The sequence below is a fragment of the Niallia sp. FSL W8-0635 genome, assembly GCF_038007965.1.
GTDB lineage: Bacteria > Bacillota > Bacilli > Bacillales > Cytobacillaceae > Niallia.
This window is the reverse complement of the sequence record NZ_JBBOYD010000001.1, coordinates 4578814-4601234: the sequence shown is the minus strand read 5'-3', so window position 1 is coordinate 4601234 and position 22421 is coordinate 4578814. Positions and strand designations below refer to the sequence as shown.

Annotated in this window: 20 protein-coding genes; 19 read left to right on the top strand and 1 reads right to left on the bottom strand. The window is 36.6% G+C overall.

The window, feature by feature from the left end:
* The first annotated feature begins 90 nt into the window (after nucleotides 1-90).
* The 7 genes from NYE52_RS21875 to NYE52_RS21845 all read left to right on the top strand — a co-directional run bounded on the left by NYE52_RS21875 (nucleotide 91) and on the right by NYE52_RS21845 (nucleotide 6247).
* Nucleotides 91-1095: an ATP-binding cassette domain-containing protein gene (locus NYE52_RS21875; RefSeq protein WP_341195272.1), complete on the top strand. Its 1005-nt coding sequence runs from the start codon at nucleotides 91-93 to the stop codon at nucleotides 1093-1095.
* A complete protein-coding gene (locus tag NYE52_RS21870) occupies nucleotides 1092-1907 on the top strand; it encodes an ABC transporter permease (protein WP_341195011.1) in 816 nt (271 codons plus the stop codon). The genes NYE52_RS21875 and NYE52_RS21870 overlap by 4 nt, the downstream gene beginning before the upstream one ends.
* A gap of 92 nt (nucleotides 1908-1999) precedes the next feature.
* The gene (locus tag NYE52_RS21865; RefSeq protein WP_341195010.1) at nucleotides 2000-2680 is read left to right on the top strand and encodes a response regulator transcription factor; all 681 of its coding nucleotides are present in this window, start codon (nucleotides 2000-2002) and stop codon (nucleotides 2678-2680) included.
* The gene (locus NYE52_RS21860) at nucleotides 2677-3780 is read left to right on the top strand and encodes a sensor histidine kinase (protein ID WP_341195009.1); all 1104 of its coding nucleotides are present in this window, start codon (nucleotides 2677-2679) and stop codon (nucleotides 3778-3780) included. The genes NYE52_RS21865 and NYE52_RS21860 overlap by 4 nt, the downstream gene beginning before the upstream one ends.
* Nucleotides 3781-3837: 57 nt before the next feature.
* The gene (locus tag NYE52_RS21855) at nucleotides 3838-4140 is read left to right on the top strand and encodes a DUF3219 family protein (RefSeq protein ID WP_341195008.1); all 303 of its coding nucleotides are present in this window, start codon (nucleotides 3838-3840) and stop codon (nucleotides 4138-4140) included.
* Nucleotides 4141-4234: 94 nt separating this feature from the next.
* Nucleotides 4235-5230 carry an LLM class flavin-dependent oxidoreductase gene (locus tag NYE52_RS21850; protein WP_341195007.1) on the top strand — a complete coding sequence of 332 codons (996 nt, stop codon included), beginning with the start codon at nucleotides 4235-4237 and terminating at the stop codon, nucleotides 5228-5230.
* Between the two features lie 36 nt (nucleotides 5231-5266).
* Complete coding sequence (locus NYE52_RS21845) at nucleotides 5267-6247, top strand: LLM class flavin-dependent oxidoreductase (protein ID WP_341195006.1); 981 nt, start codon at nucleotides 5267-5269, stop codon at nucleotides 6245-6247.
* 41 nt (nucleotides 6248-6288) lie between these two features.
* Here NYE52_RS21845 and NYE52_RS21840 read toward each other — a convergent pair whose 3' ends face one another.
* On the bottom strand, nucleotides 6289-7752 hold the full coding sequence (locus NYE52_RS21840) for an aminotransferase-like domain-containing protein (RefSeq protein WP_341195005.1): 1464 nt from the start codon (nucleotides 7750-7752) through the stop codon (nucleotides 6289-6291).
* Between the two features lie 126 nt (nucleotides 7753-7878).
* Between NYE52_RS21840 and NYE52_RS21835 the strand changes: the two genes are divergently transcribed.
* The 12 genes from NYE52_RS21835 (at nucleotide 7879) to NYE52_RS21780 (ending at nucleotide 22371) form a co-directional block, all read left to right on the top strand.
* Nucleotides 7879-8493, top strand: coding sequence for a LysE/ArgO family amino acid transporter (locus NYE52_RS21835; protein ID WP_341195004.1), 615 nt, complete (start codon nucleotides 7879-7881; stop codon nucleotides 8491-8493).
* 120 nt (nucleotides 8494-8613) lie between these two features.
* On the top strand, nucleotides 8614-9363 hold the full coding sequence (locus tag NYE52_RS21830) for a methionine ABC transporter ATP-binding protein (RefSeq protein ID WP_341195003.1): 750 nt from the start codon (nucleotides 8614-8616) through the stop codon (nucleotides 9361-9363).
* Nucleotides 9356-10018: a methionine ABC transporter permease gene (locus NYE52_RS21825; protein ID WP_341195002.1), complete on the top strand. Its 663-nt coding sequence runs from the start codon at nucleotides 9356-9358 to the stop codon at nucleotides 10016-10018. Before NYE52_RS21830 ends, NYE52_RS21825 begins: the two co-directional genes overlap by 8 nt.
* 18 nt (nucleotides 10019-10036) lie before the next feature.
* Complete coding sequence (locus tag NYE52_RS21820) at nucleotides 10037-10864, top strand: MetQ/NlpA family ABC transporter substrate-binding protein (protein ID WP_341195001.1); 828 nt, start codon at nucleotides 10037-10039, stop codon at nucleotides 10862-10864.
* Between the two features lie 292 nt (nucleotides 10865-11156).
* A complete protein-coding gene (locus tag NYE52_RS21815) occupies nucleotides 11157-12659 on the top strand; it encodes a malate:quinone oxidoreductase (RefSeq protein ID WP_341195000.1) in 1503 nt (500 codons plus the stop codon).
* Between the two features lie 722 nt (nucleotides 12660-13381).
* Nucleotides 13382-14776: an MFS transporter gene (locus NYE52_RS21810; protein ID WP_341194999.1), complete on the top strand. Its 1395-nt coding sequence runs from the start codon at nucleotides 13382-13384 to the stop codon at nucleotides 14774-14776.
* Nucleotides 14777-14854: 78 nt separating this feature from the next.
* Nucleotides 14855-16459 carry a xylan 1,4-beta-xylosidase gene (gene xynB, locus NYE52_RS21805; RefSeq protein ID WP_341194998.1) on the top strand — a complete coding sequence of 535 codons (1605 nt, stop codon included), beginning with the start codon at nucleotides 14855-14857 and terminating at the stop codon, nucleotides 16457-16459.
* 232 nt (nucleotides 16460-16691) lie between these two features.
* Nucleotides 16692-17006 (top strand): PTS sugar transporter subunit IIB, encoded by a 315-nt coding sequence (locus NYE52_RS21800; protein ID WP_341194997.1) that lies wholly within the window; start codon nucleotides 16692-16694, stop codon nucleotides 17004-17006.
* Nucleotides 17007-17060: 54 nt separating this feature from the next.
* Complete coding sequence (gene celB / locus NYE52_RS21795) at nucleotides 17061-18338, top strand: PTS cellobiose transporter subunit IIC (RefSeq protein WP_341194996.1); 1278 nt, start codon at nucleotides 17061-17063, stop codon at nucleotides 18336-18338.
* A 104-nt stretch (nucleotides 18339-18442) separates the two neighbouring features.
* Complete coding sequence (locus NYE52_RS21790) at nucleotides 18443-18757, top strand: PTS lactose/cellobiose transporter subunit IIA (RefSeq protein WP_341194995.1); 315 nt, start codon at nucleotides 18443-18445, stop codon at nucleotides 18755-18757.
* Between the two features lie 17 nt (nucleotides 18758-18774).
* Nucleotides 18775-20166, top strand: a complete 1392-nt coding sequence (locus tag NYE52_RS21785; protein ID WP_341194994.1) for a glycoside hydrolase family 1 protein — start codon at nucleotides 18775-18777, stop codon at nucleotides 20164-20166.
* 270 nt (nucleotides 20167-20436) lie between these two features.
* Nucleotides 20437-22371: a BglG family transcription antiterminator gene (locus tag NYE52_RS21780; RefSeq protein ID WP_341194993.1), complete on the top strand. Its 1935-nt coding sequence runs from the start codon at nucleotides 20437-20439 to the stop codon at nucleotides 22369-22371.
* Nucleotides 22372-22421: the final 50 nt, after the last annotated feature.

Here is a 22421-nt window from a genome sequence, read left to right as displayed (position 1 = left end):
CCCTGCTTCCCTTAGTTCATATTCCGTTCATATTTTTGTTTTATTATCTCTTTCATAGGATGAATTGAGGGAGGATTTACTTTGAATCAAATGACAATGAATAAAAAGATTATAGATAGTAGTGAATGGGCTGTGGAGGCTCGTGGGTTGGTGAAGGTGTTTGGTGATAATCGTGCCGTTGATGGGGTGGATTTAAACGTTCGCGCTGGTTCTATTTATGGGGTGCTTGGTCCTAATGGTGCGGGGAAAACAACTACGATTAGAATGCTCGCAACGTTGCTGAAGGCAGATGAAGGTTCTGCGAAGATTTTTGGCTACGATATAGTAAAAGAGCCACAGCTTGTGCGTCAATTAATTGGTGTAACAGGTCAGTATGCTTCTGTTGATGAGTCCCTAAGCGCAACGGAGAACTTAATTATTTTTTCTCGTCTTTTAGGGCTAGGGCGTGCAGAATCAAAGAGTAAAGCGATGGAATTACTAGAAGAGTTTGGCTTAACAGAAGCAGCGAAACGTCCATTGAAAAATTTCTCAGGAGGAATGCGTAGACGACTTGATTTAGCTGCGAGTCTTATTGCTCAACCACCGCTTATCTTTTTAGACGAACCAACTACTGGACTAGATCCACGCACTCGCAATCAAATGTGGGATACAATCCGGAAATTAGTAAATGGAGGATCAACAGTACTACTGACAACACAATACCTGCAAGAGGCAGATGAACTTGCTGATCGAGTTGCAGTCATTGACCATGGGAAAGTGGTCGCAGAAGGAACTGTAAATGATCTAAAGGAATCTATCGGTACTTCATCCTTACATTTAAGTATTCAAAACGAGCGATATATGCAGGATGCTCGTTTAATCGTGGAGCGTGTGCTTAATGTCCAATCAGCTGTATCAGCAGAAGGTGGAAAAATAACAGCACCTATGGCAGATGCTGATAAAGTAACAGATTTACTTATCACCCTAAAAGAGGCTGGTATTTCATTAGCTGAGCTAAGTGTGCAAAAACCAACATTAGATGAGGTTTTTCTTACTATCACTGGTTCAAAAGAAAATACAGTGAATAAATCTAGTAAATTGGAGGAGTTAGTATGAGTAGTACTACAATGAAACCAGCTCATGGACGAAAACTTCGGGATAACTCAAGTTTTCGTCAGGCGGTTAGAAATTCATTAACAATGGCTTATAGAGGTTTGCTTAAGATAAAGCGTACACCTGAGCAATTATTTGATGTTACGTTACAGCCGATTCTTTTTACGCTCATGTTTACGTATATTTTTGGTGGGGCTATTTCTGGCAATGTGCAAAATTACTTACCGGTTATTATTCCAGGGATTCTCGTTCAAACTGTTATTACAACATCTGTTGTGACAGGAGTTCAGCTGCGAGAAGATATGGATAAAGGGGTATTCGATCGGTTTAAGTCCCTGCCGATTGCCCGGATTTCTCCTTTAGCGGGAGCATTGCTTGCAGATACGATTCGTTATACGATTGCGACAACTCTTACATTTACAATGGGATATATTATGGGATATCGACCAGAAGCTGGTATAGGTTTTGTTATTTTGGCAGGGCTTCTTGTCATTGTTTGTTCTTGGGCGATTAGCTGGATTTTTGCTTTCTTAGGTGTTATTTCGCGAACTGCTTCGAGTGTACAAGGAATTTCTATGATTGTATTATTTCCGTTAACGTTTCTTTCCAATGCCTTTGTTCCAGCTGACACAATGCCTAATTTTCTACAATGGTTTGTAAAAATTAATCCAATCTCTCACTTGGTTACAGCAGTAAGGGATTTAACAAATGCGGGGACAATTGGTTGGGATTTCAGCCTCTCTCTTATTGGAGCAGCAGTAATAGTAGCAATCTTTGCTCCGATTACGGTACGTGCGTATATGCGTCGTGCATGAGTTTTCGATAAAATAAAAGAATAATACAGGAAGAAGAACGGTCAATTAATTTGGCGGTTCTCCTTATTTTTTCAAAAGGAATGAATGATACTATGGCAAAAATACTAATTGTTGATGATGACCCACATATTAGAGAGTTAATTCATGTTATTTTAACAAAGGAAGGCTTGTCTATTGTAGTGGCAGAAGATGGAGAAAAGGGATTGTCTTTACTCGAGCAGGGTAAAATCGATTTAATAATTCTTGATATTATGATGCCAAATATGGATGGATGGACATTCTGCAGGGAAGTAAGAACATACTATACGGATACGTTGCCAATCTTAATGTTGACGGCAAAAGGGGAAACAACGCAAAAAGTAAAAGGGTTTGAACTTGGAGCAGACGATTATTTAGTAAAGCCATTTGCACCAGCTGAGTTAGTTGCCAGAGTAAAGGCGCTTCTTAAGCGCTATCAAATCAATCTCTCGAATCGGATTGAGATTGGAAATGTCACCATTGATCATGATTCTTATAAGGTTTCTATCGGAGACAAGGAAGTTACGTTGCCTTTAAAGGAATTTGAACTATTATTTAAACTTGCAACCCATCAAAAGAAAACATTCTCGAGGGAACAATTAATTGAAGACATTTGGGGCTTTGATTATGAGGGGGATGAACGGACAGTTGATGTTCATATAAAGCGATTGCGCCAGCGGTTCTCCGAAGAGGAATGTCCTTTTAAAATAACAACGGTTCGTGGCCTTGGCTATCGTTTGGAGGTAATACAGTGAATCGGAAGATAGTAAAATTTATAAAACGAACTGCAGGTTTCCTTGCGATCATTCTTTTTTTACTTTTATGCTGGTCACTGGCTTATTGGCTAACAGCATGGCTTTATAATGCAATCCCATTTACACCAAGTGCATTTATCAGCCAGTTAATTAATTTTATTGTCGGATTCTTCCTCTTTGGATGCATAATATCGATTATCACAAAAATCCCGTGGGTAAGATCAAAACAAGAAGCACACTTGTATCCAATCATTCAAGCAATAAAGATGATAGCAGAAGGAAATTTTAATATTGATCTTTCTTACTATAAAAGACAGTTTCGTGAAGGTGACAATGATCATCCTTATTATCAAATAGTAACAAATATTAGTCATATGGCAGAAAAATTAGGGGAAATGGAAGAACTGCGTCAGGAATTTATCTCTAATGTATCCCATGAAATCCAGTCACCTTTGACTTCTATTAGCGGTTTTGCCCATGCCCTGAAAAATGATGATTTGACTTCAGTGGAGCGCAAACACTATTTAAGCATTATTGAAATGGAAAGCATCCGATTATCTAAATTAAGTGAAAATCTCTTAAAGCTTACCTCTTTAGAATCGGAACATTTGCCTTTAGATCTAAAAGAATACCGTTTAGATTATCAACTCCGTCGGATTATTCTTGCCAATGAGCCGCAATGGACGGAAAAAGAAATTAACATGGATATTGTTCTTCCAGATGTAACAATTACTGCAGATGAGGATATGTTGGATCAAGTATGGATTAATTTACTTCATAATAGTATTAAATTCACGCCAGTAGGAGGTACCATAACCGTCGAGGCATTTAAATCGGAGAATCAGCGTATTGCTGTTAAAATAAGAGATACAGGAATCGGAATGGACCAAGATTCACTTATGCATATATTTGAGCGCTTCTATAAAGCAGATAAATCAAGAAATCGAAATATGGGAGGAAACGGTCTCGGCCTTTCCATTGTCAAAAAAATTATCGATTTACATGAAGGCGAAATCCAAGTCCAAAGTGAGATAGGAAAAGGAACAGAAATAATGGTGAAAATAGGGAAGCAGAGGGACGGTTCTAATGAGGTCAATTAAACCGACCTCACAAGAACCGTCCCTCTGCTTCCGTTTTCTTAAGAAGGAGCGAGTAAGATGGCTAATAAAGTGTTTTTAAATGATTTTGCATTAACGGTTTCGAATTATAAAGAGGAAAAGGTTAAAAGTAAGCAGTCGGATAAGCAACTAATGGTGGTAAGCTTTGAATTTAAAGTAAGAGGTGGGGAAGAATATCACGTAGTTACGAAGTTTTTATATGAAAATGTATTTGATGTTAGAATTCCAGATGAGCAATTGAATTTTAGAGGAAAAATCAATCAGTATTCTACTTCATACACGAATTTCTCAGATGAAAACAGTATTAGTGATTTCTTTTTGGAATTAGTGGAAGTGGAATAAATGCGGAAGCGCTTTGCCAAAACAGATCACCGTTATCGGATTTAGTGATCTGTTTTCTACATATATATTCATTTATATAAAGGCGGTTATTAATATGAAATTAAGTATTTTAGATCAAGCACCTGTTTTATCTGGGAAAACCCCTCAAGATGCATTGAAAGAATCGATGAAGCTTGCTCAATGTGGAGAAAAACTAGGCTACACAAGATATTGGATTGCGGAACATCATGACTTTCCTGGTCTCGCTAGTTCTGCTCCAGAAGTGATGCTTGGGTATATAGGAGCCAATACGTCCAAGATAAGAATCGGGGCAGGAGCTATACTATTACCACATTATAAACCTTATAAAGTTGCGGAAACATTTAATATGCTGGCAACTTTATTTCCGAATCGGATTGATTTAGGAATTGGTCGAGCACCAGGTGGATCAGCGGAAGCTTCGATTGCGCTCTCGGGTAATTTTTTAGAAAATGTACAGAATATGCCGAACTCCATTAAAGAACTTCTTCACTTTTTATATAATAATTATCCATCTGATCAGATGTTTTCTAAAATAACAGCACACCCTTTTCCAAGTGTCGCGCCTGTTCCATGGATTCTAGGAACAAGTGAAAAAAGCGCTGTTCAAGCAGCGGAAAATGGAACAGCCTATGCATTTGGACATTTTATGAGCGATAAAGATGGAGTTGAGATTGTAAATACATATAGAAGCACTTTTAGAAATAACGGGGGCATTCAAGACCCGCAAGTGATTGTAACGATATCAGCTATTTGCGCACAAACGACAGAACAGGCTGAAGAACTAGCTTTATGCTGGTTTCTATCGAAAATCCAAACAGATAAAGGCGAAAAAAATAACGGAATTCCTACAATAGAAGAAGTAAGAAATTATTCTATTACGAGTGAGGAGGAAGGAAGAATACAAGAAATGCGCAAAAAAATGATTATTGGGAATCCGAAAGAAGTTAAGCAACAATTGGTTGAGCTACAATCCATGTATAATGCGGATGAAATAATGATTGTAACCATTACCCCTAGTTACGAGAGCCGAAAAAAATCATATGAACTTATTGCCGAGGAAATATGGTAATGGCTTTTTGAATTGTAAGGAAAGGAGGATATTCAAATGAAATTAAGTGTACTTGATCAATCAGTAATTAGTAAAAATTCGAATGCTGGAATAGCTCTGCAAAATACGATTAAATTAGCAAAGCATACAGAGGAGCTAGGCTATACTCGTTTTTGGGTTGCTGAGCATCATAATTCAAATGGAATCGCAGGGACTTCCCCAGAGATACTTATTTCGAGTATTGCTGCTCAAACAAATAGAATAAGAGTAGGTTCTGGCGGGGTTTTGCTTCCACAATATAGCCCTTTTAAAATTGCGGAAGATTTTAAAGTATTAGAGGCGTTATATCCGAACCGAATGGATTTAGGGATTGGGCGTTCTCCAGGAGGTTCTACACCTACTCGGTTAGCCCTCACTGACGGGATTAGAAAAAGCCTTAATGAGTTCCCTCGCCAAGTGACAGCACTTCAAGAATATTTAACCGATAAGAATGCTAGTCAAGAAGTCCAAGCTTATCCTTACATTGAAACACTACCAGAAATATGGATGCTGGGTGTCTCGCAACGAGGAGCCAGATTAGCTGCCGAAAAGGGCACTGCTTTTACATATGGACATTTTATTAATCCAATTAGCGGAAGTATTGCGATGAGGCATTACCGAGAAAGCTTTCAGCCATCTAGCTTTCTTTCTAATCCCCAATCAAATGTGTGTGTGTTTGTTGTTTGTGCACCTACACAAGCAGAAGCTGAGGAAATGGCATTAAGTCAGGATTTATGGTTATTAGCAGTCGAAAAGGGTCAGGACACTTTTATTCTTTCGAAAGAAGAGGCAAAAGGGGCGGAGCTAACAGAAGAAGACAAGGCAATCATAAGAAAAAACCGAAAGCGAGCAATAATTGGGACGCCAGAAAAGGTAAAAGAAGCACTTTTGCAACTAAGCGAATCCTATCAAACAAAGGAATTTATGATTATTACTAATATTTATGATTTTGAGGAAAAAATGCAGTCATATTCATTATTAGCAGAGGCCGTTCTATAAGTTAACAGAGGGACGGTTCTACTGAGGACATAAAATAGTCCTCAGTAGAACCGTCCCTTTGCTTCCCTTTTGATAACCTGTGCTAAGGTTATCAATCCTCTTTCTAATTCGTCCATGGAAGCGTAGGAATAGGATATTCGGAGATGCTGGTCATCTGTTTTATCGTATACGATTCCTGGGTTGAGAAGAATTCCTTTTTTCAGCGCTAAATCAAATAGCTTGCGTGAAGAGTGGTTTTGCTTTAGTTTTAGCCAAATATAAAAGCCGCCTTGTGGTGTATTCCATGTAGCGAGATCAGAAAAATATGTAGTTAATAATGCTAAGGTGAAGTCTCTTTTTAAGCGAAGCTCAGCCTTTATCTCTTTTAAATAATCCACATACATACCACTACTCAGCCATTTTTCTACAACAAACTGAGATAAGGTGCTAGAGCCATAATCTGTTTGCATTTTTATATCAGCTAAATGCTCAATGACCGGCTCAGGTCCTACAATCCATCCAATTCGCAGACCTGGACTTAATGATTTAGACATGCTTCCAATGTAAAGGATATTCCCTTGCGTATCGAGTGCCTTTAAAGGCCTTGGTGGAGGGCTATCTAACCATAAGTCGCCATAGACATCGTCTTCTATAATAGGAAGGGATTCCATTTGGCTTATCTGTAATAGCTCTTGCCGCCTTTTATCAGACATTAGGATTCCTGTTGGATTATGAAAGTTTGGGATTGTGTAGAGTAGTCCTCCTTTACGCTGCTTTTTAAGCCTGCTTATTGCATGATAGGTAATTCCTTCTTCATCAAGTGGTAGTCCAAACAGATTCATCCCTGCCGATTGGAATGCATGGATAGAATTTAAGTACGAAGGAGTTTCATGAAAGATGGTAGACCCTCTTTTTACTAATCCAAGGGAAAGTAATTGCAGTGCTTGTAGCCCTCCTGAAACAATTAAAATAGATTCAGATGAAGCATGTATCCCTTTTGACTGTAAATAAGTGCTTACGGCTTGTCGTAAAGCGAGGCTGCCTTTAGGTTCTGTGTATCCAAGGGACAAGCTTTGTAAGTCACTGAATTGAAAGGTTTGCTCCATCTGCTTCTTTGGAAGGAGGGATGGGGCAAGCTCACCAGTACCGAGTCGAATGAAACGCGGATCTGTCTCTGCTTTATTGATTTCTTGAATAATTGATATATTGGGCTGATGAATACTTGATTTTACATAATGAATCCAATCAGGAGGAGGTGTTGCTGCAAGAAGGCTCCAAGTATTATTGATTACCCTTGTTCCGCTCCCAACCTTTGCTTCAATTAATCCATCTGCAGCTAATTCCTCTAAGGCTGTTATAATCGTGCTTCGATTCACTTGAAATTGTCTCGCTAAATCTCGTTGTGATGGAAGCTTCATCCCGATTGTCCATTCCCCCTGCTGGATTTTAGCTTTCATATAGGCAATGATTTGTTGATGTAACGAAACAATGGAATTCTTTTGTGGTCTCCAATCTATTTCAGCCATAAAATGTCTCCTCTATGTATACTTTCTTCTATTTTATCAAAATGGTTGGGTTTGTGACCATCCAATTGGTTGGAGACAGAAATCTTCTTCTTCGTTATGCTAAGGGTAAGAAATGGAGGAATGAAGATGGAACCATTATTACATGGCATGGTATTAGCATTTGGGTTAATAATACCTTTAGGTGTTCAAAATATATTTCTATTTAATCAAGGGGCAACCCATAAAAAGTTTCTTCATGCGCTGCCCGCTATTGTGACAGCAAGTATTTGTGATAGCTTACTTATTTATTTGGCGGTGGCTGGTGTGTCTGTCGTCGTTTTCACCTTCGAATGGGTGAAGGTGCTTCTTTTTATTATTGGCTTCTTTTTCTTAGGCTATATGGGATGGGTTATGTGGAAGAGTGCTTCTGAAGGAGGGATCAAGCAAGAGCAAGTACGTTTTTCACCAAAGCACCAAATTACCTTTGCTGCATCTGTTTCTTTATTAAATCCACATGCTATTCTTGATACAATTGGTGTTATTGGTACAAGTTCTCTTGCGTATACAGGGGAGGGAAAAATGATTTTTGCAATAGCTTGCATGAGTGTTTCATGGATATGGTTTTGTCTCCTTGTTATTGTGGGGCAAAAGTTGGGACAAATTGACAACCACGGCAAGCTGTTAAAACGCATTAACCAACTATCAGCACTAATTATTTGGGGGATGGCTCTATATTTGGGCATGAATCTATTTCACTTATAAGTCCTCATAAGAACCGTCCCTCTGTTTCCCCTAATGGGCATTCAGAATGACATTGTAGGAATATTTCGCTATAATGAAAAGGTTGTAATTACCCTTCAAATGGTAAAGGGGGTTTTTGATATGATTCAATTACGTAATGTTAGTAAAAGTTTTGCTCATTACCAAGTTATTAAGTCTATTTCTTTAGCGATACATAAGGGTGAAATCTTTGGGATAATTGGTGCGAGTGGTGCTGGTAAATCAACGCTGCTTCGGCTCATGAATTTATTAGAGGTACCTGATGATGGAGAAGTGGAAGTGGATGGAAAAGTGCTGACTAGCTTAAGCTATAAACAACTTCGTCAAGCTCGCCAATCCATTGGAATGATTTTTCAGCATTTTAATCTTGTAGCTAATAAGACGGTTTATGAGAATGTTGCAGTTTCTTTGGAGCTTGCTAACTATCCTAGGAAAGACAGGAAAAACCGGGTGCTAGAGTGTCTTCAATTTGTAGGATTGGAAAGCTTCATGGACAAATATCCAGCCCAATTGAGTGGGGGACAAAAGCAGCGTGTTGCTATTGCAAGAGCTATTGCCAATAATCCGCAAGTTTTATTATGTGATGAACCAACCTCTTCACTTGATCCGAAAACAACAGCTGAAATTTTACATGTATTAGAGGATGTGAATAAACGTCTAGGCGTAACGATTGTAATCGTCAGCCATGAGATGGAAGTAATTAAAAGTATATGCAATCGCGTAACGGTGATGGAAGACGGTGGAATTTATGATACAGTGGCAATCGAACCAAAAGGAATACAGCAAATAAATAATACTTCTAAAAAATTGGTTGAACAGCTGAAAAAGGATGGTGAAGTATACCATGCCTGAGATATTAGTTCAATATAGAATGGAAATTTGGCAATCCATTGGTCAAACCTTTATTATGGTAGGTATGTCTATTCTAGCAGCCGTTATAATTGGGCTTCCAGTTGGTACATTGCTTTTCTTATCCAGAAAGGGAAAAATGTTGGAGAACCCATTTCTTTTTTCTACGTTGAATTTAGTAGTAAATATTATTCGTTCGTTTCCATTTTTACTATTGGTTGTCTTTTTAATTCCGTTTACAAGAATTCTTATAGGAACTGCGATTGGTACAGCTGCTGCGACTGTTCCATTATCCATTATCGCCATTGCCCACTATTCTCGATTAGTTGAGCAATCTTTATTGGAAGTGCCGAAGGGTGTAATAGAAGCAGCCATTTCAATGGGCGCATCTGTAAAAGAAGTAATCTTTAAATTTCTTTATGTGGAAGCTCGTTCTGGACTTGTATTAGGCTTAACAACATCGATTATTAGCTTTATTTCTTATTCGACCATCATGGGAGTCGTTGGAGGCGGTGGTATTGGAGATTTTGCCATTCGCTATGGGTATCAACAATTTAAAACAGACTTAATGATTTATATGATCATTATTATGGTAATATTAGTACAGGCTATACAATTTACTGGTACAGCCATTGCAAAAATACTTGATAAAAGGTAAATGATAGGAGATAAACGAATGAAGAAAATTCTATTTTTAATGATGATAGGTTTATTTATTTTGGCAGGTTGTGGAAAAGACAATACTGAAACTGACCAAAAGGATGAGCAAAATAAAGAGAAAGAAGAAGTAACATTGAAGGTTGCTTCCTTAATTCCTCCAATGACTGAAATTCTTGAACTTGTTAAACCGACATTAGCAGAGGAAGGCATCAATCTGGATATGGTTGTATTAAGTGATAATGTGCAACCAAATACTGCTCTTGCAGCAGGTGAAGTAGATGCAAACTTTTTCCAACACGTTCCGTATATGGAGGAATTCAACCGCAGTAATGATGCAGAGCTAGTCCCTGTTAAAGCAATCTATTTTGCAAACTATGGTGTATATTCAAAAGAATATGATTCTATGGATAAAGTGCCAGAGGATGCGGTAATTGCGATTGCAAATGATGTTTCCAATATTGACCGTTCTTTAGCATTATTAGCACAACATGATGTGATTACCTTAAAAGAGAAAACAGGTCCTTATTATACAAAAGCTGATATTGTAGAAAATCCGAAAAACTTAAAGTTTGAGGAAGTTGATTTATTAATGCTTGCGAGAATGTATGATGACGCTGATCTAGTTGTGATGACACCAGCTTATGCATCACCGCTTGGCTTAACACCAAAAAGCGATGCATTGCTAACAGAGGGAGTAGAAAATGACTTTGCGATTACATTAGTAGCTCGTAAGGATAATGCAGATTGGGAACCAATTCAAAAGCTAGCAGAAGCTATGACAAGCCCAGAGGTTCGTAAATTTTTAGAAGAAAAATATGCGGAAACAGCAATCCCTGCATTTTAAATACAAGGTTGATGGAAGTCATATTTTATTGATAAATTGCATATCAATGCCTTATCCCAGTTTTTTGCTAGGGTAGGGCTTCTTTTTTTGGGACAATTCTTGTTCATTTCTGGCTTTAAAAAAATGAATAACTATCGTATAATAAAAGATAACTATTTAAAATTTTTTGAAAATAAACGAAGCTTTAACCAAGTAATGCTTGAGACAGAAATGATGTATGACAAGTTTAATTGCATTAAAAAGGGAACGCTTACATTTTTTCTGAAAATCTAAGAGTATAAGGAAGGTTAAAATGAGCAGAAAAGAAACGAAAACAGACGTTATTTTAATTGGTGCAGGGATTATGAGTGCAACGCTAGGGATGCTATTAAAAGAATTAAACCCGGATTTAAAAATTACAGTATTTGAAAAATTAGCAAGCGCAGGAGAAGAAAGCTCCAATGAATGGAATAATGCGGGAACAGGGCATGCAGCACTTTGTGAGCTAAACTACACAGTGGAAAAACCAGATGGCTCTGTAGACATTAAAAAGGCGTTAGAAATTAACGAACAGTTTCAAGTTTCCTTGCAATTTTGGTCTTATCTTGTAAATAATCAAGTAATACATAATCCAGATGACTTTATTATGCCATTACCTCATATGAGTTTAGTATTAGGGGAAAAGAATGTAGCGTTTTTACAGAAGCGGTTTGAAGCAATGGTAAGTAATCCATTATTTGAAGGAATGGAATTTTCAAAGGACCCAGAAAAACTGAAAGAGTGGATACCTCTTATTATGCAGAATCGTGATTCAAAGGAGCCGATTGCGGCAACGAAGATTGATTCAGGCACAGATGTAAATTTTGGCGCATTAACGCGACTATTGTTTGCTGATTTAGCGCAGAAAGATGTGAGAATTAACTACAAGCATAGTGTAAATGATTTAAAACGTACATCAGATGGCTTGTGGGATGTGAAAGTACAAAATCTGGATAGTGGTGCTACAGAAACTCATTCTGCTAAATTTGTCTTTATTGGAGGCGGAGGTGGTAGTCTGCATTTACTGCAGAAATCTGGTATTCCTGAAGGGAAGCATATGGGCGGATTCCCTGTAAGTGGTATATTTTTAGTATGTAAAAATCCAGAAATTGTTGCAAAGCATCATGCAAAAGTATATGGGAAAGCAAAGGTTGGAGCGCCGCCAATGTCTGTTCCCCATTTAGATACACGTTTTATTGACAATAAAAAGTCTTTACTATTTGGTCCTTTCGCTGGCTTCTCGCCAAAATTCTTAAAAACAGGCTCGATGTTTGACTTAATTACATCTGTCAAACCAGATAACTTGTTCACTATGTTAGCAGCAGGTGCCAAAAATATGTCTTTAACAAGCTATTTAATTCAGCAGCTTATGTTATCCAAAGAGAAGCGGATAGAAGAGTTACGTGAATTTATTCCGAATGCTAAAGCAGAAGATTGGGAACTTGTTGTGGCTGGACAGCGTGTGCAGGTTATCAAAGATACAGAAGCTGGAGGCAAAGGAACACTTCAATTTGGAACAGAAGTTGTAACTGCTGCTGATGGTTCTATTGCAGCATTGCTTGGGGCTTCACCTGGAGCATCAACTGCTGTTCATGTAATGCTGGAAGTTATTCGAAAATGTTTTCCGGAACAACTTCCAGCATGGGAATCAAAATTAAAAGAAATGATTCCATCATATGGAGTTTCTTTGAAGGAAAATCCAGAGCTTTTGCATGAAGTTCATACATTAACTGCACAGACACTTGGTTTAAGTGAGAAAAAAGCCATTTATAACTAAATGCTGGAATGGAAATGAAGAGAGCAAAAGTAGGAGAGAAAAAAATTTTTTTGAGCGGCTATGTTAAAATTAATAGCATTTATAGCTTTGAAAAAGGCTGATCCAGAAAGAGCTCGCTGTTTTTGTTTTTGCCGGCATTAAATATAAGATAATCAGGACTTTCATTGAAAAATGGAAGTTCTTTTTTTTTGAAAAATATCTGTCAAAAAGCCAAAATGATTGATAAGGTCTACGTGAAAAATTTAAATATAAGCTTAATAGAATTAGCCCAAATTTTATGTAATTTGTGTGAAATGATTGACAAACGCTTACAAAAAGGTTTAACTTAGTTTATACGACGAACAAACTAACTGGTTAAAAAAATAATTTGTTCCTGTTAGCTCATCAAAGAGGAAATGCGAGGTGAATTTAGGTTTACACAAATTATGGATAGGAAAAATTTGATTAGTCTACTTGAGATCTTTCTGTGATCTAACAAGAGTCAGGTAAGTTAGACAGAATCAGTATTTATACTGGTGAAGGAACGGATATATGGCAAAGGGCTATTTATTATCCAAAGTGGAAACGGTTCCAATGTGACCAAGTAGAAACTAGTATGCATGAAAGAAAAGATAATAAGATACAAGAAACTCTTAAGATGCTTTAAAAGCAACTAACTAGATAAAGAACTTCTTTTTGGAGTTAGGTAGCATTGGCAGGAGGCTTTTAAAGGAGGAAAGATGATGACAAGTGAAAATTTGAAAAAAATTAGTTTAAATGAGAAATTTGGCTATGCATCAGGAGATTTTGCATGTAATTTGATTTACACAACAGTTTCAACCTACCTTTTATTTTTTTACACCGATGTTTATGGGTTATCAGCAGCTGCAGCAGGTACAATGTTTTTAGTAGTTCGTATCATTGATGCCCTTGCAGATCCTTTTATTGGAACAATTGTTGATAGAACCAATACAAAGTTTGGTCGCTTTAGACCGTACCTTCTATTCGGTGCTTTTCCTTTTGCAATATTAGCAATTCTATGCTTTACGACGCCTGATTTTTCAAGTGCTGGAAAATTAATCTATGCTTATATTACTTACGTTGGTTTATCACTTGTTTATACAACAATAAATGTTCCATATGGTGCATTAACTTCTGCTATGACAAGAAATAATCAAGAAGTAGTTAGTATTACATCGGTTCGAATGATTTTAGCGAACGTAGGTGGATTAGTAGTAGCCTTTTTTGTTCCGTTATTATCAACATTTCTAGGAAATACTACAGAAAATTCTGCGCTTGGCTGGCAGTTAACGATGAGTATTTTAGGAGTTATTGGCGCTTGTCTATTAATTTTCTGCTTTAAGAGTACAAAAGAGCGTGTAGTATTACAAAAAACGGTAGAAAAAGTTAAGTTAACCGATATCTTTGAGCAATTTCGTATTAATCGTCCATTAGTAGTTTTAAGTATTTTCTTTATCATTATCTTTGGTGTTAACTCTATTAGTAACTCTGTAGGAATCTACTATGTAACATATAATCTAGGTAGAGAAGATTTAGTAAAGTGGTATGGGTTACTTGGAAGTTTGCCTGCTTTAGTAGTACTTCCGTTTTTACCTAAAATTAGTAAAGCGCTTGGTAAAAAGAGGCTATTAAACTATGCATTACTATTAAATATTGTTGGCCTTTTAGCTTTGCTCGTTATTCCGCCTAGCAATGTGGCCCTTGTTCTTATTTTCCGTCTAGTTGCTGCAGCAGGAAGTCTTACAGCTGGAGGCTATATGTGGGCGCTTATTCCAGAAACCATTGAATATGGGGAATATAAGACTGGAAAACGAATGGGTGGTTTGATTTATGCTATTATCGGATTCTTTTTTAAATTTGGTATGGCCCTTGGCGGTATTGTCCCAGGCTTAATTTTGGACAAATTCGGCTATATTGCCAATCAAGTTCAAACTCCAGAGGCATTAATGGGAATTCTTATTACAACAACTGTTGTACCGGTAATTTTCTTAATATTAGCAATGGTTGATATCAATTTCTATAATCTTGATGAAAAGACATATGACAAAATGATAAGAGAATTAGAGAACCGAGATAAAATTTACTTAGATAACATTGAAGAATTTGAGGCTAAATAATAGTTTTACTAAACGATTAATCTATAACCATTAAAAGTACTTATTCTATTGAAGCGTAGTTATGAGGAGGATGTTAAGATGAAGATTATCAACCCAGTACTTAAAGGATTTAATCCAGATCCAAGTATTTGTAGAGTTGGAGAAGACTATTATATTGCAGTATCGACCTTCGAATGGTTCCCAGGAGTACAAATTCATCATTCTAAGGATTTAGTAAATTGGGAATTGGTTGCACACCCTTTACAAAGAGTATCTCAACTAGATATGAAAGGAAATCCTAACTCTGGTGGTGTGTGGGCACCTTGCTTAAGTTATAGTGACGGAAAGTTTTGGCTTATTTATACAGATGTGAAAGTAGTAGATGGTGCCTGGAAGGATTGTCATAACTATTTGGTTACTTCTGAAACGGTTGATGGTGATTGGGGAGAGCCAGTTAAATTAAATAGTTCTGGATTTGATGCCTCCTTGTTCCATGACACGGACGGTAAGAAATATTTGTTAAATATGCTGTGGGACCAACGAATAGATCGTCACCCGTTCGGTGGAATTGTGATGCAAGAATATTGCACAGAGCAGAAGAAGTTAATCAATAAACCTCAAAATATTTTTAAAGGTACGGATATTAAATTAACGGAAGCGCCACATCTTTATCATATCGGTGAATATTATTACTTGTTAACAGCAGAAGGTGGAACAGAGTATGAGCATGCTGCAACGATTGCCCGTTCCAAAAACATAGAAGGTCCGTATGAGGTTCATCCAAATAACCCGATTTTAACATCTTGGCACGACCCTAGAAATCCATTGCAAAAATGTGGACATGCTTCTATTGTTCAAACACATACAGGTGAATGGTATTTAGCTCATTTAACTGGACGTCCTATCCATCCAGATGATGCTTCTATTATTCAACAAAGAGGATACTGTCCATTAGGAAGGGAAACAGCTATTCAAAAGCTTGAATGGAAAGAAGACTGGCCATATGTAGTAGGAGGAAAAGAAGGAAGTCTAGAAGTAGAAGCGCCAAACATTCCTGAAACAAAGTTTCCTTCTACTTATCCAGTTGTGGATGAATTTGATCAAGACAAGCTAAATATTAATTTTCAAACACTACGTATTCCATTTACAGAACAATTAGGTTCCTTAACAGAAAAACCTAATCATTTACGCTTATTTGGTCAAGAATCATTAACATCTACGTTTACACAATCTTATGTAGCTAGACGTTGGCAAAGTCTTCAGTTTGAGGCAGAAACAGCAGTAGTTTTTACACCAGAAAACATACAACAAGCTGCAGGATTAGTGAATTACTACAACACCGAAAATTGGACAGCGCTGCAAGTAACATACGATGAAGAGCTTGGACGCATTCTTGATTTAACGGTTAATGATAACTTCTCGTTCTCTCAACCATTAAAGAATAAAATTAGTGTCCCAAGTGAAGCGGAATATATATATTTAAAAGTAACAGTTGAAAAGGAAAACTATTACTATTCATATTCTTTTAATAAAGAAGAGTGGCATAAAATAGATATTACATTTGAATCCAAGAAATTATCGGATGATTATATTCGTGGTGGCGGCTTCTTTACAGGAGCGTTTGTAGGAATGCAATGTCAAGATACAAGCGGCCAAAACATACCGGCTGACTTTAAATATTTCCGTTATGAAGAAAAAGAGTAAAGCAAAAAACCCAGGAGCAAAGTATATTGCTTCTGGGTTTTTTGATGGTCCCCCCTTTTTTAGCAAGGCGAAAATTCCATTGTAAGGAAAAATGAAAGTGCTAACATTTCATTTCCTCCTTTAGACGGAAAAACAATATGTTAAGTTGAAAGTGTTTTCATTGTAAGATAAAAGCGTAGTAATCATAAATAAATAATTTTACTTAAAATAAATTAACTCGGAGGTCATTAAAATGAAAAGAATTTTATTAGCTTGTTCATCAGGTATGTCTACTAGTTTATTAGTTTCAAAAATGAGAGATGCTGCAAAAGAAAAAGGAATGGAAGTAGAAATTTGGGCTGTTGCTCAAGATAAAGCACAAACAGATATGGAACGTGCAGATGTACTTTTAATTGGTCCACAAATGCGCTTTTTGAAAAAGAAGCTTGCTGCTGCTGCTGAAACAGTTGGTATTCCATTAGATGTTATTGATCCCATCGCTTACGGACGCATTGATGGTTTAGCAGTATTAAATAAAGCATTAGAATTAATCGAGAATAATAAGTAAAAGTTTATTCTAGAATGAAAACACTTACTAATAGAAGGAAGAGAGGAAAACCTTATGAATAAATTTATGGAGGTTTTGGAAAATATTCTGTTGCCAATTGCTGAAAAATTGAACAACAATCGTTATTTAGCAGCATTACGTGATGGTTTTATGGTTGCTTTGCCGCTAATCATTTTCGGTTCGATTTTTGTTGTAATTGCTAACTTTCCTTTCCTAGATAAATGGATTAGTCCAGAGGCATATGCATCCTACCAAAATGCGTTAGGACCAGCATCTGCTGCAACATTAAGTATAATGGGGCTATTCGTAATAATGGGGATAGGATATAAATTGACGCAACATTATGGTCTAGAAGCAATTTATGGTGCAGTAGTTGGTGTAGCATCATTTCTTATCTTAAATCCGCAAGAATTAGGGGAAGTAACAGGTGTTATCCCAACTGCGATTTTAGGTGCACAAGGGATGTTTTTAGGAATTTTCACTGCATTTCTATCTGCAGAGCTATATCGCTTATTTGTGAAGAAAAACTTAACGATTAAAATGCCTCCAGGGGTACCAGAATCTGTATCTAGATCATTTAGTGCATTGATTCCTATTACATTAACATTAACAATCTTTTTAATCATTCGTATTTTATTTAGCTTTACACCTTTTGAAACAGTACAGAACTTTATTTATACGATTATCCAAGAGCCATTAACTGCTTTAGGTAGTAGTCTACCAGCAACAATCGTAGTTGTATTATTAATTCAATTATTCTGGTTCTTTGGTTTACATGGTCAAATTATTATGAACTCTGTACTAGATCCAATCTGGTATGCGTTGAATGACCAAAACTTTAGTGCTTTCCAAGCAGGAACAGAGCTTCCAAACGTTGTTACAAAGCAATTTATGGATACATTCTTAGTTGGTATGGGTGGTACAGGAATGACACTAGGTGTTGTTATCCTTATCTTCCTAATCGGTAAGAGCAGACAAACAAAAGAACTAGGCAAACTAGGTGGACCAGCAGGGATATTTAACGTAAATGAACCAATTATTTTTGGATTACCAATAATCATGAACCCGTTAGTTCTTATTCCTTGGCTATTAGCACCAGTAGTTGTAACGGTAATTACTTATCTTTCTATGTCAGCTGGTATTGTTCCAAAGCCAGCAGGAATCATTGTTCCATGGACAACGCCAATTGGTATTAGTGGATTTTTAGCAACAGGTAATGATTGGAGAGGGGCAGCACTACAAATCTTTAACTTAGTTGTTGTAATGCTTATTTGGTGGCCGTTCTTAAAAGTATTAGATAAAAATTATTATGAAACAGAAAAAAAGGGATAAAAAATAAGAAGCATCGAGCAGGAATCTAAATGAAAACAAGGGGTTTCACCTTAAGTAAAGCATAAGTGTAAACCCCTTTAGTATTAGAGAATGGAGTGACAGGGATGGAAACAGATAACAAAATGACAGAAATAGCTTTTCAAATTATTCTTTTCGCTGGAAATGGTCGTTCATGTGCGATGGAAGCAATACAAGAGGCAAAAGAAGGAAACTTTGAAGAGGCGGATCGATTATTAGAAGAAGCGAGTGCGGAGCTTGGAAAAGCGCATGGTTTTCAAACGAAACTACTTCAAGAAGAAGCGAGTGGAAATGGTGCTGGTGTGAATGTTATTTTAGTTCATTCTCAAGATCATCTAATGACAGCAATTACTGTTCGCGATTTAGCTACGGAGATAATAGAAATCTATCGTAATAAATAAGTTGGAGGTTTCTCAAAATGACTGTTCAATACAAATTTCCTGAAGGTTTTTGGTGGGGAAGTGCCACATCTGCAACACAAATAGAAGGCGCAGCAAATGAAGCAGGCAAAGGAAAAAACATTTGGGATCATTGGTATGAGGCAGAGCCAAATCGCTTTTTTGATAACGTGGGACCAGAAACTACTTCTAATTTCTATTATCAATATAAAGAAGATATTCAATTGATGAAAGAAATTGGGCATAATTCTTTCCGCTTATCTATTTCATGGTCAAGATTAATTCCGAACGGACGGGGAGAAGTTAATCCAGAAGCTATAAGCTTTTATAATAATGTAATAGACGAGCTGCTAGCTAATGGAATCGAACCATTCGTTACCCTGTATCATTTCGATATGCCGCTAGAAATGCAGAACATCGGTGGCTGGGAAAATCGTGAAGTAGTTGATGCTTATCAATCATATGCTTTGCAGTGCTTCCAACTATTTGGTGATCGTGTGAAAAAATGGTTTACCTTTAATGAGCCGATTGTTCCTGTAGAAGGTGGATACTTGTACGATTTCCACTATCCGAATATTGTAGATTTTAAAAAGGCTGCACAAGTTGCTTATCATACTGTATTAGCTCATGCAAAAGCAGTCCAAGCTTTTCGAGGCTGGAATAAAGACAATGACACGAAAATTGGGATTGTCTTGAATTTAACACCTTCGTATCCAAGAAGCCAAAATCCATATGATTTAAAGGCAGCAAATATTTGTGATTTATTCTTTAATAGAAGCTTCTTAGATCCAGCTGTTCTCGGCGAATATCCAAAGGAATTAGTAGAAATACTACGTGAACATGGACAACTGCCAAATGTAGAACAAGGGGATTTAGAATTACTAAAGGAAAATACAGTGGATATCCTTGGTGTTAACTATTATCAGCCGCGCAGAGTAAAAGCAAAAGAACATTTACCAAATCCATATAGTCCGTTTATGCCAGAATGGTTCTTTGATTCTTATGAGATGCCAGGCAGAAAGATGAATCCTTATCGTGGTTGGGAAATTTACGAAAAAGGGATTTACGACATTATGGTGAATTTAAAGGAAAATTACGGGAATGTGGAGTCCTTTATTTCTGAGAATGGGATGGGAGTTCAAGATGAAGAGCGTTTCTTGAAAGACGGTCAAATTCAAGATGACTATCGAATTGAATTCATTGAAGGCCATCTACAATGGCTGCATAAATCCCTGGAAGAAGGCTGTAATGTAAAAGGATATCATCTATGGACATTCATGGATAACTGGTCTTGGTCTAATGCTTATAAAAATCGTTATGGTTTCATTTCAGTAGACATAAAGACACAGCAAAGAACCCCAAAGAAAAGTGCTTATTGGTTTAAAAATGTAGCAAAAAACAATGGGTTTTAGATGAATTTTTAATCATTTCTGATATAATTTCTTAATGATATAAAGGATAGGTTCTGATCAAAGATGGAGATCAGAACCTTTTTGAGTAATATTGTTTTCAAAGGATTATCGTTTAAGAAAACCTGAATTATAAGAAGACTCCTATAGGAGAGGTTTAGCATTCTCCTCTTGGTAAGCGAAATATATTCAGACTGCGGCTATTTGTAATATGCCTTGTTAAATAGTCTTAAGCAATTATATGTAAAATTATAAAAGGAAGGAGACTTTATTTTGTTAAGCTCCCGAATGAAACAAGTTTTACGTGAATTATTGGCAGCGGATACACCAGTTACAGGTGAATATTTAGCTACTGTTAATCATGTGACGGCTCGAACGACGAGAGAAGATATCAAAAACTTAGATGCCTTATTAAACAATCATGGTGCCAAAATAATCTCTGTTATATCAAAAGGCTATACGTTGGAGATTTGGGATAAGCCTGTCTTCCAGCAATACTTACATTCTATCTTTGTAGAAAACACTCTATCCCATGTGGGTATACCTAAAACACCAGAGGATAGGGTGAACTATATAATTATCCGGTTTTTATTAAATGATCATTATCTTAAATTAGATGATCTAGCAGATGAATTATTTGTAAGTAAGTCCACGATTCAACAAGATATTAAGAACGTGAAAGAGATTCTACAAAAGTATGACATTACATTAGAGGCAAGACCGAATTATGGACTTAAAGCAGTTGGAGATGAAATAAAGGTTCGCTTTTGTTTATCAGAATATGTACTTGATCGAAAAAAACAGACAACAAATACAATAGATAATCCGCTTCCCTCCATTTTTGAGGATGAAAACATGGCAGCTATTCAAGACATTATTTTAAAACAAATAAAGAAGTACCAAATAACCCTTTCTGATATTGCTATAAACAATTTATTCATTCATATTGTCATTGCCCAAAAGCGAATTGTTAGTGGCCATTATGTAGGGATACTTCATGCAGATATGGATGAAATTGAACAACAAAGGGAATATCATGTGGCGAATGAAATTGTGAAAGAAGTAGAGAAACTTTATCAAAATAAGTTCCCTAAAGCAGAGATTGCCTATATTGCCATGCACTTACTTGGAACAAAGCTTGTTACACAGAAAAAAGGCCATATTGATCATGTCATTGAAGATGATATTCTTCAGCTAGTTCACTTTGTCTTGTCAAAAATGGAAGAGAAATTAGATTTAGGGATTGAAAAAGATGAAGAGCTTATCTTTGGAATGAGTATGCATTTGAAGCCAGCAGTTAATCGGATTAAATATGGGATGAATATTAGAAACCCGATGCTGAATGAGATTAAAAACAACTATCCACTTGCCTATGAAGCTGGAATTATTGCAGGGCTTGCCATCAAAGAGTACACAGGGATTGAAATGGATGAAAATGAGATTGGTTATTTAGCTCTACATATCGGTGCGGCAATGGAAAGAACAAAATTACGCTCTGGTCCGAAGCGCTGTCTGGTTGTATGTGCTTCTGGTTTAGGAACAGCTCAGTTAATTTATTATAAATTAAAATCTTATTTTGGAAGTAATTTAGAGGTGATTGGAACTACCGAGTATTATATGCTTGATCAATATAATTTAAATGAGATTGATTTTATTGTAAGCTCTATTCCGATTAAAGATAGCTTTGCTGTACCTGTAATAGAGGTAAATGCGATACTCAAGGAAAGTGATTTAAAAGCTATTGAAAAATTTATACTAAAGCAAAATAATCACCAGCCAATTGAATCATTTTTCCTTCAAGACCTCGTCTTTTTAAAGAAAAGATTTCAAACACAAGAAGAAGTCTTAACCTTTTTGCATGCACAATTAATGGAGCAAGGTTTAGTGGGTAATGCATTTCTAGATGCCGTATATGAACGGGAAAAAGTAGCTCCAACTTCTTATGGAAATTTGGTTGCAATCCCGCATCCAATTACTCCACAAACAGAAAAAACATTTTTATGCGTTTGTACTTTAGAAAAACCAATAAATTGGAATAATAACACAGTGCAAATTGTCTTCTTATTATGTGTGAAAAAGAATAGCCAGGAAGACTTGCAAGAAATGTATGATGTTCTCGGGAAATTTATTGAAGATCATACGAGTGTTCATAAGATTTTAAAAGCGAACACTTATGAGGAGTTTATGCGAGTAATGAAAGAAGCATAAATTCCTTTTAATAGAGTAGGTAGGAGGCAACACCAAGAGGCTTGAAATCC

What these genes read in the sequence shown, in the direction of transcription:
- celB (WP_341194996.1), top strand. Translation starts at nt 17,061, where the DNA reads ATGAATAAATTTATGGAGGTTTTGGAAAATATTCTGTTGCCAATTGCT.
- NYE52_RS21815 (WP_341195000.1), top strand. Translation starts at nt 11,157, where the DNA reads ATGAGCAGAAAAGAAACGAAAACAGACGTTATTTTAATTGGTGCAGGG.
- NYE52_RS21840 (WP_341195005.1), bottom strand. Translation starts at nt 7,752, where the DNA reads ATGGCTGAAATAGATTGGAGACCACAAAAGAATTCCATTGTTTCGTTA.
- NYE52_RS21870 (WP_341195011.1), top strand. Translation starts at nt 1,092, where the DNA reads ATGAGTAGTACTACAATGAAACCAGCTCATGGACGAAAACTTCGGGAT.
- NYE52_RS21820 (WP_341195001.1), top strand. Translation starts at nt 10,037, where the DNA reads ATGAAGAAAATTCTATTTTTAATGATGATAGGTTTATTTATTTTGGCA.
- xynB (WP_341194998.1), top strand. Translation starts at nt 14,855, where the DNA reads ATGAAGATTATCAACCCAGTACTTAAAGGATTTAATCCAGATCCAAGT.
- NYE52_RS21855 (WP_341195008.1), top strand. Translation starts at nt 3,838, where the DNA reads ATGGCTAATAAAGTGTTTTTAAATGATTTTGCATTAACGGTTTCGAAT.
- NYE52_RS21835 (WP_341195004.1), top strand. Translation starts at nt 7,879, where the DNA reads ATGGAACCATTATTACATGGCATGGTATTAGCATTTGGGTTAATAATA.
- NYE52_RS21825 (WP_341195002.1), top strand. Translation starts at nt 9,356, where the DNA reads ATGCCTGAGATATTAGTTCAATATAGAATGGAAATTTGGCAATCCATT.
- NYE52_RS21785 (WP_341194994.1), top strand. Translation starts at nt 18,775, where the DNA reads ATGACTGTTCAATACAAATTTCCTGAAGGTTTTTGGTGGGGAAGTGCC.
- NYE52_RS21800 (WP_341194997.1), top strand. Translation starts at nt 16,692, where the DNA reads ATGAAAAGAATTTTATTAGCTTGTTCATCAGGTATGTCTACTAGTTTA.
- NYE52_RS21845 (WP_341195006.1), top strand. Translation starts at nt 5,267, where the DNA reads ATGAAATTAAGTGTACTTGATCAATCAGTAATTAGTAAAAATTCGAAT.
- NYE52_RS21850 (WP_341195007.1), top strand. Translation starts at nt 4,235, where the DNA reads ATGAAATTAAGTATTTTAGATCAAGCACCTGTTTTATCTGGGAAAACC.
- NYE52_RS21865 (WP_341195010.1), top strand. Translation starts at nt 2,000, where the DNA reads ATGGCAAAAATACTAATTGTTGATGATGACCCACATATTAGAGAGTTA.
- NYE52_RS21875 (WP_341195272.1), top strand. Translation starts at nt 91, where the DNA reads ATGACAATGAATAAAAAGATTATAGATAGTAGTGAATGGGCTGTGGAG.
- NYE52_RS21830 (WP_341195003.1), top strand. Translation starts at nt 8,614, where the DNA reads ATGATTCAATTACGTAATGTTAGTAAAAGTTTTGCTCATTACCAAGTT.
- NYE52_RS21810 (WP_341194999.1), top strand. Translation starts at nt 13,382, where the DNA reads ATGACAAGTGAAAATTTGAAAAAAATTAGTTTAAATGAGAAATTTGGC.
- NYE52_RS21790 (WP_341194995.1), top strand. Translation starts at nt 18,443, where the DNA reads ATGGAAACAGATAACAAAATGACAGAAATAGCTTTTCAAATTATTCTT.